Consider the following 16,112-nt stretch of genomic DNA (forward strand, 5'->3'; position numbering starts at 1 on the left):
CCGCCCGGGAGGGAGGCCGAGATGCGCCGCAAGGCCAGTCTGGTCCTGCTCGCCTTCGCCGTGTTCTTCGCGGCGCTGTCCCCGCTGCTGCGCTGGTACGCCTTCCCGCGCCTGGCCAAGATCCCGGCCGACCAGTACCAGGACATGGTCCTGGAGGCGAAGAACGCGACCCTCCTCGACTACGGCACCATGAAGGCGCGCACGGTCCGCGAGGTCACCATCGTGCAGACCCTCAAGGGAAACGTGGAGGCCGCGAAGCAGATCGAGAAGACGGCGGGCCGGGACGTCGTCGTCTGGGACGGCCTCTCCTACGTCCAGGGCCCCGACGGCAAGATGGTCTCCCGGATCCCCGAGCGCTACATCTTCAACGCCCACACCCAGGCCCCCGTCCACGCCACCGGCGAGATGGTCGACGGCGACCCGGTCAAGCGGACCGGCATCGAGTTCAAGTGGCCCTTCCTGACCCAGAAACGGGACTACGAGTACTTCGACGCCCAGACCCGCACCACCAACCCCATCAACTACAAGGGCACCCGGAACTTCCGCGGCCTGAAGGTCTACTACTTCGAGCAGACCATCCCCTGGACGAAGGTCAAGTTCCCCAGGACCATGCCCGTCCAGGGCATCACCCCCGAGTCGGTCGCCAAGACCGGCACCACCCGCTGGTACACCACGGTCCGCAAGTTCTGGGTCGAGCCCGTCACCGGCGCGCCCGTGTACGGCGAGGAGATCCACAAGGAGGAACTCCGCGGCGGCACCCTCCTGGGCGGCCGGGAGAAGGTCACGGCCTTCGCCGGCCACGTCAAGATGCGCGAGGACTACATCAGGCACACGGTCGCCCTGGTCAAGTCCAACCGCACCCTGGTCCTGCTGATGACGTCCTACCTGCCCTGGGGCTTCCTGACCCTCGGCGTCCTGCTGCTCGCCCTGTCACTGTGGCTTGAGGCCCGCAGCCGCCGCCCCGGCGACCCGGAACCGGCCGAGTCCACCACGCCGGAACCGGTCACCGCCTGAGCCGCGCATTGGTGCGCCGGGTCGGCTCCGCACCGGCGGGATCCTCGGGCCACGGATGCTTCGGATACCGGCCGCGCAGCTCCGCCCGTACGCCCTTGTAGCCGTCCCTCCAGAAGGAGGCGAGGTCGGCCGTGACGGCCGCCGGACGGCCGGCGGGGGAGAGCAGATGCACCAGCAGCGGCACCCCCGCGACGGCGGGCGACTCCTGCAGCCCGAACATCTCCTGCAACTTCACGGCGAGCACCGGCTGTTCGGGATCGCCGTAGTCGATCCGGATCCTGGACCCACTGGGGACGGCGATCCGCTCCGGGGCGAGCTCGTCGAGCCGCCCCGCCTCTCCCGAGGCCCACGGCAGCAGGCGGGTGAGTGCCTGGCCGGCGTCGATCCGTGCGAGGTCGGCCCGCCGCCGGGCCCGGCCCAGCTCGGGCTCCAGCCACTCGTCCACGCGCGCGTGCAGCGCATCGTCGGAGACCTCGGGCCACGGCTCCCCGAGATGCAGCCGCAAGAAGGCGAGCCGCTGTCGGAGCACGTCGGCATCGGCCGACCACCGCAGGAGGCCCAGCCCTTCCTGTCGCAGCCCGTCCACAAGCGCATTGCGTACGAGCACGGGGTCGGCGTCCGCGAGGGGCCGCACCGCCAGCTCGATCGCCCCCAGCCGCTCCACCCGCCGCGCCACGACGTCCCCGTCGGCCCAGTGGACCTCCTGTCCCCCGGAGTACAGCGAGGCCGCCGCCGACCGGGCCATGTCCTCGTCCACCACGGCGGCGAGCTGCACGCGCGCGTGGCCCCTGCCCACGGGACGGTCCGCGACGGCGACGGCGATCCACGGGGCACCGCGCAGGGGACTGCCGTCGCGGAGTTCGGCCCGGGTGCCGGAGGCCATGAGATAGGAGCCACCGTCGGCCTTGGCGACACGCTCGGGGAAGGCGAGGGCCGCCACGAGACCGACGAGACGGTCGTCTCCGCCGCCGGCCCGTGCGCCCGCCCCCGGAACAGACCCCTCGCCCGACGGCGGCGCGAACTCCTTCGCGACGGCCCGCAGGCGCTGCACCTCCGTCCGCCACCGCTTCGCATAGGCGTCACCGCCGCGGCGCGCGGCGCGCAGAGCGGCGGCCAGGTCGTCGCCGTACTCGCGCGGCGCCTCCTCCGAGAGCAGCGCAACCGCCTCGGCGCCCTTGCCGGCCGTGTCCAGCAGCGCCCGCCCCAACCGCGGATGCACCCCGAGCCGGGCCAGCGCGGCGCCCCGCTCCGTGGCCCGCCCGTCGGCGTCCACCGCCCCGATCGCCGTCAGCACGGCCCGCGCCGCCGCCATCGCCCCGCCCGGCGGCGGATCCAGCAGCGCCAGCCCGGACGCCTCCGGATCGCCCCAGCACGCCGTCTGCAGGGCGAACGCCGTCAGGTCGGCCAGTTTGATCTCCGGCGCCGGGAAACGCGGCAGGCGGGCGTCCTCGGTCTCCGTCCAGCACCGGTACACCGCACCCGGCGCCTCACGCCCGGCCCGGCCCGCCCGCTGCCGCCCGGCCGCCTGCGAGGCCCGCACCGTCGTCAGCGCACTCAGCCCGCGCGCATGATCCACCCGCGGCTCCCGCGCCAGGCCCGAGTCGACGACCACTCGCACTCCCGGAACCGTCAGCGACGACTCGGCCACCGAGGTCGCAAGGACGACCCGGCGCCGCTGCCCGGGAACCAGCACCGCGTCCTGCACGGCGGCCGGCGCCCGCCCGTGCACCTGCAGCACCTCCACGCCGCCCAGGTCCCCCAGCTGCCCCGCCACACGCGCGATCTCGCCCACGCCCGGCAGGAAGCACAACACGTCCCCGTCCCGCTCGGCCAGCGCCCGCCGCACCACCGACGCCACATGCGTCAGCAGCGCCGGATCGACCCGCATGCCGTGCGGCGGCGGCACCGGGCGGGCCGGCGGCGACCAGAGCACCTCCACCGGATGCGAGACGCCCTCGGCCTCCACCACGGGCGCCCCGCCCAGCAGCCGGGCCCACCCCTCGGCGTCCGTGGTCGCCGAGGCGGCCACCAGGCGCAGCTCCGGCCGCAGCGTCTCCCGCACGTCCCACAGGAAGGCCGCCGAGGTGTCCGCGTCCAGATGCCGCTCATGGCACTCGTCGAGCACCACCACGTCCACCCCGGCCAGCTCCTGATCGCGCTGCAGCCGCTGCAGCAGCACCCCGGTCGTCACGACCTCCACGCGCGCGTGCCGCCCGACGACCCGCTCGCCGCGCACGGTGTACCCGACACTCTCGCCGGCCTTCTCGCCCAGCAGCCACGCCATGCGCCGGGCAGCGGCACGGGCCGCGATACGGCGTGGTTCGGCCACGATCACACGGCGCGCCGGCCCGTCCCCGAGCAACCCCGCAAGCGCCAACGGCACCAGCGTCGTCTTGCCGGTGCCGGGCGGCGCCACGAGAACAGCCGTGCCGTGCCCCTCCAGCGCGTCGTGCAGAGCGGGCAGCGCACCACGTACCGGCAGCGCGTCCAGGGCGTCGTAACGGATCACGCACTCAGTCTCGTACGCACACGAAGATTGCCGTCCCCGGAATGAGATTCCCGCGCAACGGCGACCAGCCGCCCCACTCGGAGGTGTTCCAGGCCGGCCACTCCGGCTCGACCAGGTCCACCAGCCCAAGACCCGACGCGACGATGTCCCGGACCCGGTCGCCGAGCGTCCTGTGGTGCTCGACGTAGACCGCGCGGCCCTCCTCGTCCTGCTCGACATAGGGAGTGCGGTCGAAGTAGGAGGCGGCCACGGACAGCCCCTCGGGGCCCGGCTCGTCCGGGAACGCCCAGCGGATCGGGTGGGTCACCGAGAAGACGAAACGCCCGCCCGGACGCAGCACCCGCCGCACCTCCGTGAGGACCCGCACCGGATCGGCCACGAACGGCAGCGCCCCGTACGCCGAGCACGCCAGGTCGAAGGAGCCGTCCGCGAAGGGCAGCGCACCCGCGTCGGCGCACACCAGAGGGAACGTTCCGCCGATGCGCAGCGCGTGCTGCAGCTGACGGTGTGAGATGTCCAGGGCGACCGGGCGGGCCCCCTGGGCGGCCAGCCAGCGCGCGCACTGGGCCGCACCGGCGCCGATCTCCAGGACGGCCTTGCCCTTGAGGTCCTCCGGCGGGCCGAGCAGCTCCGCCTCCACCTCGTCGAGGCCCTCGGGACCCCACACGAAACGGTCGTCGCCCAGGAACGTGCCGTGCTCGACCTGGTACTCGTCCGCGTTCCGGTCCCACCAGCCCCGGTTGGCGCGGGCGCTCTCCGTGACGTCGGACGCGCGGCGGGTGGCCTCCGGCTCGAACGCGGAATCGGAAGATACGGGCTCTTGGATGATCGGCTCCCTCGTCGTACTCTTCCGTCACCCTTATGGCGCAGTCGGCCTCGCGGCAGTGTCACGGAAGAGGTCTCGCAGGCCTGCGTGGCCTTCAGAGACAGTTCTTGTGCCGGGTATGCGGCGATCCGCCCCGGGTGTGCGCGTTCGCGCATTGACCCTGTCCGGCTGCCCCCGTATGCTACAAGTTGCGCTGCGGGCCTGCGCACCTCAGACGTAGCAGGCTGCGCTCGCATCTGTTGCATGTCCCCTCGGTTGTCGAGGCGCCATCACCAGTATCTGGATTTCCAGTTGGCTGTTGGGGCGCTTCCTTGGCTGTCCGGCTTCTTCAGAGCGATACGGGCTCCCGGCGTAGCAGTACCTACGACTTCAATGTCCGTACCGGAGCCCTTTCCCACATGACGAGCAGCACCGAGACCACCGCCACCACCCCGCAGGTTGCGGTCAACGACATCGGTAACGAGGAAGCCTTCCTCGCCGCGATCGACGAGACGATCAAGTACTTCAACGACGGCGACATCGTCGACGGCGTCATCGTGAAGGTCGACCGGGACGAGGTCCTGCTCGACATCGGTTACAAGACCGAAGGTGTCATCCCGAGCCGCGAGCTCTCGATCAAGCACGACGTCGACCCGAACGAGGTCGTCGCCGTCGGTGACGAGATCGAAGCCCTTGTTCTCCAGAAGGAGGACAAGGAAGGCCGCCTGATCCTCTCGAAGAAGCGCGCCCAGTACGAGCGTGCCTGGGGCACCATCGAGAAGATCAAGGAAGAGGACGGCATCGTCACCGGTACCGTCATCGAGGTCGTCAAGGGTGGTCTCATCCTCGACATCGGCCTCCGTGGCTTCCTGCCGGCCTCCCTCGTCGAGATGCGCCGTGTCCGCGACCTCCAGCCCTACGTGGGCAAGGAGCTCGAGGCGAAGATCATCGAGCTGGACAAGAACCGCAACAACGTGGTCCTGTCCCGCCGTGCCTGGCTGGAGCAGACCCAGTCCGAGGTCCGCCAGACGTTCCTCACGACCCTGCAGAAGGGTCAGGTCCGCTCCGGTGTGGTCTCCTCGATCGTCAACTTCGGTGCCTTCGTGGACCTGGGTGGCGTCGACGGTCTGGTCCACGTCTCCGAGCTGTCCTGGAAGCACATCGACCACCCCTCCGAGGTTGTCGAGGTCGGCCAGGAAGTCACCGTCGAGGTCCTCGACGTCGACATGGACCGCGAGCGCGTCTCCCTGTCGCTGAAGGCGACCCAGGAAGACCCGTGGCAGCAGTTCGCCCGCACGCACCAGATCGGCCAGGTCGTGCCCGGCAAGGTCACGAAGCTGGTTCCGTTCGGTGCGTTCGTCCGCGTGGACGAGGGCATCGAGGGTCTGGTCCACATCTCCGAGCTGGCCGAGCGCCACGTGGAGATCCCGGAGCAGGTCGTCCAGGTCAACGACGAGATCTTCGTCAAGGTCATCGACATCGACCTCGAGCGCCGTCGCATCAGCCTCTCGCTGAAGCAGGCCAACGAGGCCTTCGGTGCCGACCCGGCCACGGTCGAGTTCGACCCGACCCTGTACGGCATGGCCGCGTCCTACGACGACCAGGGCAACTACATCTACCCCGAGGGCTTCGACCCCGAGACCAACGACTGGCTCGAGGGCTACGAGACCCAGCGCGAGGCGTGGGAGCACCAGTACGCCGAGGCGCAGCAGCGCTTCGAGCAGCACCAGCAGCAGGTCATCAAGTCCCGCGAGGCCGACGCCGCTGCTGCGGCCGAGGGCGGCGACGCTGCGGGTGCGGCTCCGGCCGCGGGTGGCGGCGGCGGTTCGTACTCCTCCGAGGGTGCGGACACCTCCGGCGCGCTGGCGTCCGACGAGGCGCTTGCCGCTCTCCGCGAGAAGCTGGCTGGCGGGCAGAGCTGAACGCTGGCTCGCTGAGGCTTAGCCGGTAACTGAAGGGCCGCACCTTTCGAGGTGCGGCCCTTCAGCGTTGCCCAGGGGGGTGTCGTTCGTCTGCAGGCCGGTGGGGGCTTGTCGCGCCCACGCGGCGGAGCCGCAAATCGATACGGCCCCGCGCCCCTGTCGGGGCGGCGCTGCCCTTCCCCCCCTTGCCATGAAAGGCCCTCCCCCTGTCATGAAAAGGGCGTAAGAGAGGGCTGATCAGGGGGCTGGGTGGGAATGCCGCTGTTCCAGGGCGTGTTGGAACGTACGAACACGAGGAGGAGCGGTCACTGTGCTTGATCCGCAGGGTTTGTACGCATGGGAGCCGAAGGGGCTGGCTGTCGTCGACATGGCGCTTGCCCAGGAGTCGGCCGGTCTTGTCATGCTCTACCACTTCGACGGATACATCGACGCGGGCGAGACCGGCGACCAGATCGTCGACCGGATCCTCGACTCGCAGCCCAACCAGGTCGTCGCCCGCTTCGACCACGACCGGCTCGTGGACTACCGTGCCCGCCGTCCGCTGCTGACCTTCAAGCGCGACCAGTGGACCGAGTACGAGGAGCCCACGATCGACGTACGGCTCGTCCAGGACACCACCGGAGCGCCCTTCCTGCTGCTCTCCGGCCCGGAGCCGGACGTGGAGTGGGAGCGGTTCGCCGCGGCCGTCCAGCAGATCGTGGAGCGGCTGGGCGTGCGCCTGTCCGTGAACTTCCACGGCATTCCGATGGGCGTGCCGCACACCCGCCCCGTGGGCCTGACCCCGCACGGCAACCGCAACGACCTCGTCCCGGGCCACCGCAGCCCCTTCGACGAGGCGCAGGTCCCCGGCAGCGCCGAGTCCCTGGTCGAGTACCGCCTCATGGAGGCCGGTTTCGACGTCCTCGGTGTCGCCGCGCACGTGCCGCACTACATCGCGCGGTCCCCGTACCCGGACGCCGCCCTGACCGTCCTGGAGGCCATCACGGCCGCCACCGGCCTGGTGCTCCCCGGCATCGCGCACTCCCTGCGCACGGACGCGCACCGCACCCAGACCGAGATCGACCGGCAGATCCAGGAGGGCGACGAGGAGCTCACCACCCTCGTCTCGGGCCTGGAGAACCAGTACGACGCCGTTGCGGGCGCCGAGAGCCGGGGCAACATGCTGGCCGAGCCCGTCGACATCCCGTCGGCGGACGAGATCGGCCTCGAGTTCGAACGCTTCCTGGCGGAACGGGAGGGCGACAACTGACCTCCGGTGGTCCCGCTGTCAGTGGCAGGCCCTAAGCTGCCGCTCATGCTGACTGTGGGGCTGACCGGCGGGATCGGTGCCGGCAAGAGCGAGGTGTCGCGGCTGCTCGTCGAGTGCGGTGCCGTGCTGATCGACGCCGACCGGATCGCTCGCGAGGTCGTCGCGCCGGGGACACCCGGGCTGGCGGCGGTCGTCGAGGCCTTCGGCGAGGGGGTGCTCGCCGCCGACGGCAGTCTCGACCGGCCGAAGCTCGGCTCGATCGTCTTCGCCGACCCGGAGAAGCTGGCCGTCCTGAACTCGATCGTGCATCCCCTGGTGGGCGCGCGCTCCCGCGAACTCGAGGCGGCCGCCGCCGAGGACGCGGTCGTCGTCCACGACGTGCCGCTGCTCGCGGAGAACGGCCTCGCCCCGCTGTACGACCTCGTGATCGTCGTCGACGCGAGCCCCGAGACCCAGCTCGACCGGCTCGTACGGCTGCGCGGCATGACCGAGCAGGACGCCCGCGCGCGCATGGCCGCCCAGGCGGCGCGCGAAAAGCGCCGGGAGATCGCGGACGTCGTGATCGACAACGACGTACCGCTGGAAGAGCTGCAGCGCCGGGTGAAGGACGTCTGGGCGGACCTCGTACGCAGAGCGCAGGCCGCGTCCGGGTCGTCCGGTACGCCACGGTCGCCGCAGGAATAGGGCCCCCTGATCGGGGCGTTGAACCCTTCGAGTGAGGGAAGGACTCTGCCGTGCCCGAGACCAGCGGATCGACCGGACGTACTCCGGAGACGCATGTCATCGACTTCCGTGCCGCCGAGCAGCTGCTCAACGCACGGGACCCGCGGGGCGCGGTGAAGCTGCTCGACTCGGTCATCGCCGCCCACCCGGAGAACACCGCGGCCCGCCTGCTGCGCGCGCGTGCCTTCTTCGCCGCCGCGCAACTGCGGCCCGCCGAGCTGGAGTTCACGATCGTCCTGGAGCGCGAGCCGGACAACGCGTTCGCGCACTTCGCGCTCGCCCGGACCTATGAGCGCCGGGGCGAGGCCGAGCTGGCCAAGCGCCATTTCAGACTGGCGGCCGCGCTCGACCCCAACCCGCAGTACCTGAAAGCGGCGCGGTTCGACGCGTGAGCACCGGCTAGTGGGGCCGCGGCCTGCTCTCCGGCGGCCGGTACGGAGGTATGTCCCGGCCGGGCTGGTAGTGCGGGCCCTCGCGCATGTGCTTGACGATGACGGTCATGTCGACCGTGACCACCAGCCACAGCACACCGCACGCCGCTGCCCACCCGGGGCGTCCGACCAGGGCGAACGCGGCCGTGCCGAAGATCGCCCAGACCAGCCCCCACACGCTCAGCCAGAAGCGCGCCCGCAGTGCACTGCGCGCGGTCGTCGGCTCACTGCCCGTACGCATCGGGATCACTACTCCTGTTTGCAACGTACTCTTCGGGACGGACGTTCACCAAGGGGAACGGGACTAGGGGGTCGCCGCGTGCTGCCGGATGCCGATGAGCTCGCCGAGGTGCTGCTGGACCTCGCCGTACCGCACGAGGACATCAACCAACTCGTACGGATGGGCCGACGGGTGACGGACGACCCGGAGCTGTCGCGCGCCCTCGAGACGTCGGTGGAGGAACTCGTCCGGGGGATGGGGGAGGTCGGCACCGCCGTCGACCTGCCCCAGCTGGACTGGGCGTCGGGGCCGCTGCAGCGCTGCTTCCCTGTGTACGTGTTCGTGGCCGCGCTGCCGTACACGCGCGCGTACCACCGTGCGCGGGGCGTCCCGGACGAGGTCTCCCGGCACACCCTCGCCGACCTCGGACGGAACATGGCCGTGCACCGCAGGCGGCACCGCCGGGCGGGTGTGCAGGCGCCGTGGTGGCTGACCCACCACTTCCGGGGCGAGCTGTACCAGCTGGGGCGGCTGCAGTTCGAGCGGGCGCGGCACGGGCAGCGCACGTCGCGGGTCCTCGCGGCGGCCGGCCTGGACGCGGCGCCCGGTACGCCCTGTCTGAACGTCCACATCCCCGACTACCTCGGCCCGCTGTCACCGGCGGCCTGCGAGCGCTCGCTCGCGCTGGCGACGGAGTTCTTCGCGCTGCACTACCCCGAGGAGAAGTACCGGGCCGCGCTGTGCCACTCCTGGCTGCTGGATGCGCAGTTGAAGGAGTATCTGCCGGCGGACTCCAACATCGTGCGCTTCCAGGACCGCTTCCGGGTCGCCCGCGAGGACCGGGAGCCGGCCGACAAGGAACCGGTCCAGTTCGTGTTCGGCGACCCGGAGTTGCCCGTCGAGAGCCTGCCCCGGCGTACGGCGGTGGAGCGGGCGGTCGGCGACCACCTGAGGGCGGGCCGCCACTGGTACATCGGGCACGGCTGGTTCCCGTTGTAGGGAACCCCGCGAAAGTCCGCTCAGCGGCGATGAGTTCCGAAGCGACGGCCGGTCTATCCCTGTGACAGCACGACGAACCGCTCACCACAGGAGAACCCCATGTCCGAGACCACCGCCCGCGTCGCTTCCGCCCCCGTCGTCGCCGAGTCCGCGACCGCCCGCGGCCGCCGCGCCCGGATCGCGCTGCGCACCCTGCAGGTGCTGCTCGCCCTCTTCTACGGCATCGCGAGCGCCCTGCCCAAGCTGATCGGGAACCACTACGCCGCCGACGCCTTCGACAAGATCGGCTGGGGCAGCACGGGCATGTACACCATCGGCGCCCTCGAACTGGCCGGTGCGGTGGCCCTGTTGATCCCGGTGCTGCAGTCGGTCGCCGCGATTGCACTGAGCGGTCTCATGGTGGGCGCGTTCGTCGTCCAGACCACCGTCTTCGACGGTCAGAACGCCGCGACCCCGCTGATCCTGATCGTGCCGCTGGCCCTCATCGCCTGGGCCCGGCGGGGCTCCACCGGGGAACTGCTGAAGCTCGTACGACGACGGGTGTGAGCCCCGAAGCCGCAGGTGGCGTCCGGTCCGAGCCGGACGCCACCTCCGTGTGTCATCGTCCGCTCGGCCTCGGCTTGCCGCCCTCCACGAGCCCCCGCAGGCGTTCCATGTCGCGGCGGTCCCGCTTGGTCGGGCGGCCCGTGCCACGGTCGCGGATGCCGGCCGGGGCGAAGGACTGGCGGGGCGGCGGGGGCGGCGAGTTGTCGACGTAGCACTGGGCGGCCACGGGGGCGCCCACCCGCTTGCGGATCAGCCGCTTGACGACGACGATCCGCTCCCAGCCCTCCTGCCGCACGCGCACCTCGTCACCGATCCGCACGGTGTGCGCGGGCTTCACACGTACCCCGTTCACCTGCACATGCCCGCCCTTGCAGGCGGCCGCGCCGACCGAGCGGGTCTTGGCCAGACGCACGGCCCAGATCCAGCTGTCGATCCGCACGGTCACGCCGTCCGCCGGGCCCGCGGCCTCTGCGGCGGCGATGGCGGCGGCGATCTTGGGGTCGATCGCTTCGGGGCCGGCCGCCTCGGGCTCGACGGCCTTGGGTGCGGCCTGTTCGGGCTCGGTGGAGCCCCGCCCGCCCTTCTCCTCGTCAGCTTCGGAAGCCATGCTCCCGACCTTAGCTCTCCGAAGCGGGTGAACCGGGCGGATTTCCGTGCCGGTCAGGTGTCCCGGCGGCAGCCGCGTGTCAGCGCCCGCGCTCCACGTACTTCTTGAAGTGCTGCAGATCGGTGCGGACGATCCGCTCGATCGTGCTGGCCTGGGCGAAGCCCCTCGGACCGCCGAAGGCTGCCCTCAGGGCGTCGGGGTCGTACTCGAGGCGTGCCTGGACCCGGGTGTGGTTCCGGTCGATCGGCTGCAGGGAGAAGGAGCCCGTCAGCTCGGGGGTGCCCATGGTGTGCCACTCCATCACGCGTTCCCCGCTGCGGTCGGAGACCTCGGCGTCGAATCCCCGGCCCCGGCCGCCGGCCTCGACGTCCAGATGCGCCCGCCCCTCCGGTTCCGCATGGGCCTCGCGCACTCCCTCCACGAAGCGTGAGTAGTTCTCCACCCGGTGGAGGCTGTCCCAGGCCCGGTCGATCGGAACTCCGACGTCGACGTGTTCTTCGAGGGTGCTCATGGCCCACCTCCAGGTTCGGCTCCTGCCGCATGGCCTGTTGCCCCCAGTGTGCGCCCGGCGGCTACGTCGTGCCGTTCCACACGTACGGCCCGCCACCACGCCATTCGATCAGCTCGGGGTCGTCGACGGCCCGGTCCTCCTCGGCGGGCAGGCCCGCACTGTGCAGGAAGTCCAGCACGTCGAAGAGCGTGTAGGCGGTGCCTACGCGCTTGCCGCGGATCGTCACGCGCCGTCCACCGTCCGACTGCGGCGGAAGCACGACGACAGGGGGGACGACAGGGGGTTGCACGTCCATGACTCCAGCATGGGCCGGGATCGGCGGACCCGCCGCTCGACGCCCGCCCATCCGGTGGTCATACGGTGGGGGCATGGACAGCCTGGCCGAGCTCGACACCCGTATCGCGGGCTGTGCCGCGTGTCCGCGGCTCGTGGAGTGGCGGGAGGAGGTCGGGCGGACCAAGCGCGCGGCCTTCCAGGAGTGGACGTACTGGGCGCGCCCCGTGCCCGGCTTCGGTCCCTCCGACGCCTCGCTCCTGATCATCGGCCTCGCGCCCGCCGCCCACGGCGGCAACCGCACCGGCCGCATGTTCACCGGCGACCGCTCCGGGGACGTGCTGTACCGGGCGATGTACGACGTCGGCCTCGCCTCGCAGCCCACGTCGGTGGCCGCAGACGACGGCCTGGAACTGCACGGCGTCCGCGTCACCGCGCCCGTGCACTGCGCCCCGCCCGAGAACAAGCCCACCCCGGGGGAGCGCGACACCTGCCGCCCCTGGCTGGTCCAGGAGCTCACGCTGCTGCGGCCGACCCTGCGTGCGGTCGTTGTGCTCGGTGCGTTCGGCTGGCAGGCCGCGCTGCCCGCGTTCGCAGAGGCGGGCTGGACGGTGCCCCGGCCCCGGCCCGTCTTCGCCCACGGCGCACGCGTGCCGCTCGACGGCCTCGACCTCTTCGGCTGCTTCCACGTCAGCCAGCGCAACACCTTCACCGGCAAGCTCACCCCCGAGATGCTGCGGGACGTGCTGCGCAGGGCGGGGGCGGCGGCGGGGCTGCGCGTGAAATGAGGGGCGGGGACTGCCGTAGGCGCGTTACGGTGCCCGGATGCCCCTCCACCCGGACATCGAACCCTACGACCACGGCATGCTCGACGTCGGCGACGGCAATCGCGTGTACTGGGAGACCTGCGGAAACCCGCGCGGCAAGCCCGCGGTCGTGCTGCACGGCGGGCCGGGGTCCGGCTGCACCCCCTACTCACGGCGCCTTTTCGACCCCGCCGCCTACCGGATCGTGCTGCTCGACCAGCGCGGCTGCGGACGCTCGACGCCGCATGCGAGCGCGTACGACACCGACATGAGTGTCAACACCACGGCTCATCTCATCGCCGACCTGGAGCTGCTCCGTGCTCACCTGCGGATCGAGCGCTGGCTGGTGTGGGGCGCGTCGTGGGGCTCGGTGCTCGGGCTGCGGTACGCACAGACGCATCCGGCGGCGGTGTCCGAGCTGCTCCTGACCCTCGTCGCCACCGGCGCCGACGCCGAACACGCGCTGCTGACCCGGGGACTGGGAAAGATCTTCCCGGAAGCCTTCGAGCGGTTCCTGGCCGAACTGCCCGCCGGCGAGCGGGACGGCAACCTCGCCGCCGCGTACAACCGCCTCCTCGAGTCCCCCGACCCCGCCGTGCGCAAGCGGGCGGCGCGCGCCTGGACGGACTGGGAGACGGCGATCATTCCCGCGCCGCCGCGTTCGGTCCGGCGTTTCGAGGACCCCGAGTTCCGCATGGGCTTCGCCCGGACGGTCACGCACTACTGGGGCAACGACTGCTTCTTCGGCGAGGGCAACGACAAAGGCGTGGTCCTGCGGGACGCGCCGCTGCTCAAGGACATTCCCGGCACCCTCGTCCAGGGCAGCCTCGACTTCGGCAACCTCCTCGGCACCGTCTGGCGGCTCCACCACGCCTGGCCCGGCAGTGAGTTGATCGTCGTCGACGAGGTCGGGCACGACACGCGGGCGCCGGGAGTCGCCGATGCGCTGGTGGCGTCGACGGACAAGTACGCGGTCACTCGGAGGTGAGCTGCGCACCGAGCTTCTTCAGCTGAGTGCCGACGACAACGTCCGGTACGGCGGCCGCTTCCTTGCCCCGGTCCGACGTGCTGATCATGGCGACCGTCGCCCCCTGCCGGACGGCCACCAGCGCGTACGGAACCCGGACGGCGTCGTCGTATCCGGCTTCCGTCACCAGCTGCGTCCATGGTCGAGTCGGGGCGGGATTTTCCAGGGCGATGTCAGTCGGGCATCTCGGCCTCGCCGAACAGGTGCCGCACCGTCGAGCGGTAGTTGGTGCGCACATGGGCGAGGGCGTGCGTGCGGGCGCGGTCCGGGTCTCCGGAGGCAATCGCCTCGTACAACTCGCGGTGTTCCACGAGGAGTTGCGGCCACTCCTCGTTCCGCCGGGTCATCCACCGCAGTCGCCCGGCGACCGGTTCCAGGGCTTCGGTCAGCAGGCTGTTGCCTGCCATCGCCACGATGCGGTCGTGCAGGCGGCTGTTGACGTCCGTGATCACTTCCGCGTCCCCCGCCTCGGTCGCGGTGGCCGCGAGGTCGAGCAGCGACTGGACCTCGGCCAGGTCCTCCGGAGTGGCGCGGGCGGCGGCGAGCCCGGCGGCGTACACCTCCAGGGCCTCGCGCAGTTCGAAGAGCTCCTGGACGTCGTGCGGGGTGAGACGGCGTACGACCGTGCGGCGCGGCGTCTCGAAGTGGACGAACCCCTCGGCGACCAGAGCGCGGATCGCCTCGCGGACCGGCACCCGGGAGACCCCGAGCCGTTCGGCGAGTTCCCGCTCGACCAGCCGGTCACCAGGGCGGAGGCTGCCCGCGATGATCTCCTGCCGCAGACTCGCCAGGACCCGCTCGCGGACCGCGCCCAGGGGTTCGATCTTCGTCGTCGTGGAACTCATGAAGCCATCTTCTCCGACACCGGGGCTGTTTTACCGAGCGTTAACAATGACGACATCGGCCGGAATGCTTGACGGCGGGACCATGTCCGCAGTTTGGTATACCAAACGGCTGCCGTCTCCACCCTCCGCTCCCGTCCCATGGAGGCCCCGTGTCCCTCGCCGACCGTGCCGAAGCCACCGGCGCACCAGCATTCGTCCCCGATCCCCGGCTCACCAACGAAGACCTCGCGCCCGCAGAGAAGCGCAACTGGAAGGTCTTCGACCTCTTCGCCATGTGGATGTCCGACGTCCACAACCTCGGCAACTACACCTTCGCCGCCGGCCTGCTGGTGCTCGGCATGAACGTGTGGCAGGTCTTCACCTCCCTGCTCGTCGGCTTCGTGATCATCTACATCGGCATGAACTGGATGGGGAAGATCGGCCAGCGCCACGGCGTACCCTTCCCGGTCGTCAGCCGCATCAGCTTCGGCGTCTGGGGCGCCAACATCCCGGCCCTCATCCGGGCCGTGATCGCCATCATGTGGTACGGCATCCAGACCTACCTCGCCTCCGTCGCCGTCAACGTGATGCTGCTGGCCGCCTGGCCGGGCCTGGAGTCCTGGACGCACCACTCCTTCCTGGGTCTCAACGCGCTCGGCTGGGTGTCGTTCCTGTCGCTGTGGCTGATCCAGGCGCTGATCATCAGCCAGGGCATGGAGTCCGTGCGCAAGTTCCAGGACTTCTGCGGCCCGGCGATCTGGCTCGTCATGATCGCGCTGGCGATCTGGGTCCTGTCGAAGGCCGACTGGAGCATCTCGCTCACCTCCACCCCGCACCCGGTCTCGACCGGCGAGCAGTGGCGGCAGTGGTTCGGTGCGATCGGCCTGATCCTCGCCACCTACGGCACGCTCATGCTCAACTTCTGCGACTTCTCCCGCTTCGCACCTGACTACCGCACCGTCCGCCGCGGCAACTTCTGGGGCCTGCCCATCAACTCGACGGCCTTCGTGGTCGTGTCGGTGATCGTCACGGCCGGCTCGCTGAAGGTGTTCGGCCAGGCGATCACGGACCCCGCCGAGCTGGTGGCGAAGGTGGGCAACACCTGGGTGCTGGTCGTGGCCGCGTGCACCTTCGCCGTCGCCACCATGGGCGTCAACATCGTCGCCAACTTCGTCTCACCGGCGTACGACCTGGCCAACGTCTGGCCGCAGAAGATCAGCTTCAAGGTCGGCGGCATGATCAGCACGGTGGCGGCCCTGGTCGTGACTCCGTGGAACCTGTTCTCCAACCCCACGGTCGTCAACTACTTCCTCGGTGGCCTCGGCGCCTTCCTCGGCCCGCTGTTCGGCGTGATCATGGTCGACTACTACCTCGTCAAGCGCGGCCGCGTCGACGTGGACGAGCTCTTCGACGCCCGCCCCGGCTCCCGCTACTACTACCGCAAGGGCGTCAACCCCAAGGCCCTGGCGGCGTTCCTGCCATCGGCGGCGGTCGCGGCGGTGCTCGCGCTGGTGAAGACCTTCAGCGACGTGGCCCCGTACTCCTGGTTCATCGGCACGGCCCTGGGCGCCGGCCTGTACCTGGTGATCTGCCGGTCCGAGCGAGCCACCGAACGCGCCACCGAGCCGACTGCCGTGGAGGTCTGA

General features: G+C 70.8%; 18 protein-coding genes. 10 read left to right on the forward strand and 8 right to left on the reverse strand.

Going from position 1 to position 16,112, the window contains the following annotated elements:
* The first annotated feature begins 21 nt into the window (after positions 1–21).
* Positions 22–1,014: a DUF3068 domain-containing protein gene (locus IH68_RS0112545; protein ID WP_030933110.1), complete on the forward strand. Its 993-nt coding sequence runs from the start codon at positions 22–24 to the stop codon at positions 1,012–1,014.
* On the opposite strand, the gene hrpB is transcribed toward IH68_RS0112545, so the two are convergent.
* Positions 1,004–3,523 (reverse strand): ATP-dependent helicase HrpB, encoded by a 2,520-nt coding sequence (gene hrpB, locus IH68_RS0112550; protein ID WP_030933114.1) that lies wholly within the window; start codon positions 3,521–3,523, stop codon positions 1,004–1,006. The two genes, IH68_RS0112545 and hrpB, sit on opposite strands and share 11 nt — an antisense overlap.
* 4 nt (positions 3,524–3,527) lie before the next feature.
* Entirely contained in the window at positions 3,528–4,349 is an 822-nt protein-coding gene (locus IH68_RS0112555) for a class I SAM-dependent methyltransferase (RefSeq protein WP_030933117.1), read from the reverse strand.
* A 398-nt stretch (positions 4,350–4,747) separates the two neighbouring features.
* Here IH68_RS0112555 and rpsA point away from each other — a divergent pair, with 398 nt between their 5' ends.
* The 4 genes from rpsA to IH68_RS0112575 all read left to right on the forward strand — a co-directional run bounded on the left by rpsA (position 4,748) and on the right by IH68_RS0112575 (position 8,614).
* On the forward strand, positions 4,748–6,250 hold the full coding sequence (gene rpsA / locus IH68_RS0112560; RefSeq protein ID WP_030933120.1) for a 30S ribosomal protein S1: 1,503 nt from the start codon (positions 4,748–4,750) through the stop codon (positions 6,248–6,250).
* 310 nt (positions 6,251–6,560) lie between these two features.
* Complete coding sequence (locus IH68_RS0112565; protein WP_030933123.1) at positions 6,561–7,499, forward strand: PAC2 family protein; 939 nt, start codon at positions 6,561–6,563, stop codon at positions 7,497–7,499.
* A gap of 45 nt (positions 7,500–7,544) precedes the next feature.
* Positions 7,545–8,183, forward strand: a complete 639-nt coding sequence (coaE, locus tag IH68_RS0112570; protein WP_037884748.1) for a dephospho-CoA kinase — start codon at positions 7,545–7,547, stop codon at positions 8,181–8,183.
* Positions 8,184–8,233: 50 nt separating this feature from the next.
* The gene (locus IH68_RS0112575; RefSeq protein WP_030933129.1) at positions 8,234–8,614 is read left to right on the forward strand and encodes a tetratricopeptide repeat protein; all 381 of its coding nucleotides are present in this window, start codon (positions 8,234–8,236) and stop codon (positions 8,612–8,614) included.
* A 7-nt stretch (positions 8,615–8,621) separates the two neighbouring features.
* On the opposite strand, the gene IH68_RS0112580 is transcribed toward IH68_RS0112575, so the two are convergent.
* Entirely contained in the window at positions 8,622–8,894 is a 273-nt protein-coding gene (locus tag IH68_RS0112580) for a DUF6343 family protein (RefSeq protein WP_030933132.1), read from the reverse strand.
* Between the two features lie 78 nt (positions 8,895–8,972).
* On the opposite strand from IH68_RS0112580, the gene IH68_RS0112585 reads away from it, so the two are divergent.
* Together IH68_RS0112585 and IH68_RS0112590 are read left to right on the forward strand one after the other, a co-directional pair.
* Complete coding sequence (locus tag IH68_RS0112585) at positions 8,973–9,872, forward strand: acyltransferase domain-containing protein (RefSeq protein WP_030933136.1); 900 nt, start codon at positions 8,973–8,975, stop codon at positions 9,870–9,872.
* A 99-nt stretch (positions 9,873–9,971) separates the two neighbouring features.
* A complete protein-coding gene (locus IH68_RS0112590) occupies positions 9,972–10,418 on the forward strand; it encodes a DoxX family protein (protein WP_030933139.1) in 447 nt (148 codons plus the stop codon).
* Positions 10,419–10,470: 52 nt separating this feature from the next.
* Here the strand turns inward: IH68_RS0112590 and IH68_RS0112595 are convergent, their stop codons facing one another.
* The 3 genes from IH68_RS0112595 to IH68_RS0112605 form a co-directional block, all read right to left on the reverse strand.
* On the reverse strand, positions 10,471–11,025 hold the full coding sequence (locus tag IH68_RS0112595) for an RNA-binding S4 domain-containing protein (RefSeq protein ID WP_030933143.1): 555 nt from the start codon (positions 11,023–11,025) through the stop codon (positions 10,471–10,473).
* A gap of 79 nt (positions 11,026–11,104) precedes the next feature.
* Positions 11,105–11,536: an SRPBCC family protein gene (locus tag IH68_RS0112600; protein WP_030933145.1), complete on the reverse strand. Its 432-nt coding sequence runs from the start codon at positions 11,534–11,536 to the stop codon at positions 11,105–11,107.
* Positions 11,537–11,597: 61 nt separating this feature from the next.
* Positions 11,598–11,831 carry a hypothetical protein gene (locus tag IH68_RS0112605; RefSeq protein WP_030933147.1) on the reverse strand — a complete coding sequence of 78 codons (234 nt, stop codon included), beginning with the start codon at positions 11,829–11,831 and terminating at the stop codon, positions 11,598–11,600.
* 73 nt (positions 11,832–11,904) lie between these two features.
* Between IH68_RS0112605 and IH68_RS0112610 the strand changes: the two genes are divergently transcribed.
* Together IH68_RS0112610 and pip are read left to right on the forward strand one after the other, a co-directional pair.
* Positions 11,905–12,597, forward strand: coding sequence for a uracil-DNA glycosylase (locus IH68_RS0112610; RefSeq protein ID WP_030933149.1), 693 nt, complete (start codon positions 11,905–11,907; stop codon positions 12,595–12,597).
* Between the two features lie 37 nt (positions 12,598–12,634).
* Positions 12,635–13,603, forward strand: a complete 969-nt coding sequence (gene pip / locus IH68_RS0112615) for a prolyl aminopeptidase (protein WP_030933151.1) — start codon at positions 12,635–12,637, stop codon at positions 13,601–13,603.
* Here the strand turns inward: pip and IH68_RS0112620 are convergent.
* Positions 13,590–13,769 carry a hypothetical protein gene (locus tag IH68_RS0112620; protein ID WP_030933153.1) on the reverse strand — a complete coding sequence of 60 codons (180 nt, stop codon included), beginning with the start codon at positions 13,767–13,769 and terminating at the stop codon, positions 13,590–13,592. The two genes, pip and IH68_RS0112620, sit on opposite strands and share 14 nt — an antisense overlap.
* Before the next feature lie 46 nt (positions 13,770–13,815).
* Entirely contained in the window at positions 13,816–14,487 is a 672-nt protein-coding gene (locus IH68_RS0112625) for a GntR family transcriptional regulator (RefSeq protein WP_030933155.1), read from the reverse strand.
* Between the two features lie 149 nt (positions 14,488–14,636).
* On the opposite strand from IH68_RS0112625, the gene IH68_RS0112630 reads away from it, so the two are divergent.
* Entirely contained in the window at positions 14,637–16,112 is a 1,476-nt protein-coding gene (locus IH68_RS0112630) for an NCS1 family nucleobase:cation symporter-1 (protein WP_030933158.1), read from the forward strand.

Source organism: Streptomyces sp. NRRL S-646, assembly GCF_000720765.1.
GTDB lineage: Bacteria > Actinomycetota > Actinomycetes > Streptomycetales > Streptomycetaceae > Streptomyces.

What these genes read in the sequence shown, in the direction of transcription:
- IH68_RS0112545 (WP_030933110.1), top strand. Translation starts at nt 22, where the DNA reads ATGCGCCGCAAGGCCAGTCTGGTCCTGCTCGCCTTCGCCGTGTTCTTC.
- rpsA (WP_030933120.1), top strand. Translation starts at nt 4,748, where the DNA reads ATGACGAGCAGCACCGAGACCACCGCCACCACCCCGCAGGTTGCGGTC.
- coaE (WP_037884748.1), top strand. Translation starts at nt 7,545, where the DNA reads ATGCTGACTGTGGGGCTGACCGGCGGGATCGGTGCCGGCAAGAGCGAG.
- IH68_RS0112580 (WP_030933132.1), bottom strand. Translation starts at nt 8,894, where the DNA reads ATGCGTACGGGCAGTGAGCCGACGACCGCGCGCAGTGCACTGCGGGCG.
- IH68_RS0112590 (WP_030933139.1), top strand. Translation starts at nt 9,972, where the DNA reads ATGTCCGAGACCACCGCCCGCGTCGCTTCCGCCCCCGTCGTCGCCGAG.
- IH68_RS0112595 (WP_030933143.1), bottom strand. Translation starts at nt 11,025, where the DNA reads ATGGCTTCCGAAGCTGACGAGGAGAAGGGCGGGCGGGGCTCCACCGAG.
- IH68_RS0112600 (WP_030933145.1), bottom strand. Translation starts at nt 11,536, where the DNA reads ATGAGCACCCTCGAAGAACACGTCGACGTCGGAGTTCCGATCGACCGG.
- IH68_RS0112605 (WP_030933147.1), bottom strand. Translation starts at nt 11,831, where the DNA reads ATGGACGTGCAACCCCCTGTCGTCCCCCCTGTCGTCGTGCTTCCGCCG.
- IH68_RS0112610 (WP_030933149.1), top strand. Translation starts at nt 11,905, where the DNA reads ATGGACAGCCTGGCCGAGCTCGACACCCGTATCGCGGGCTGTGCCGCG.
- pip (WP_030933151.1), top strand. Translation starts at nt 12,635, where the DNA reads ATGCCCCTCCACCCGGACATCGAACCCTACGACCACGGCATGCTCGAC.
- IH68_RS0112625 (WP_030933155.1), bottom strand. Translation starts at nt 14,487, where the DNA reads ATGAGTTCCACGACGACGAAGATCGAACCCCTGGGCGCGGTCCGCGAG.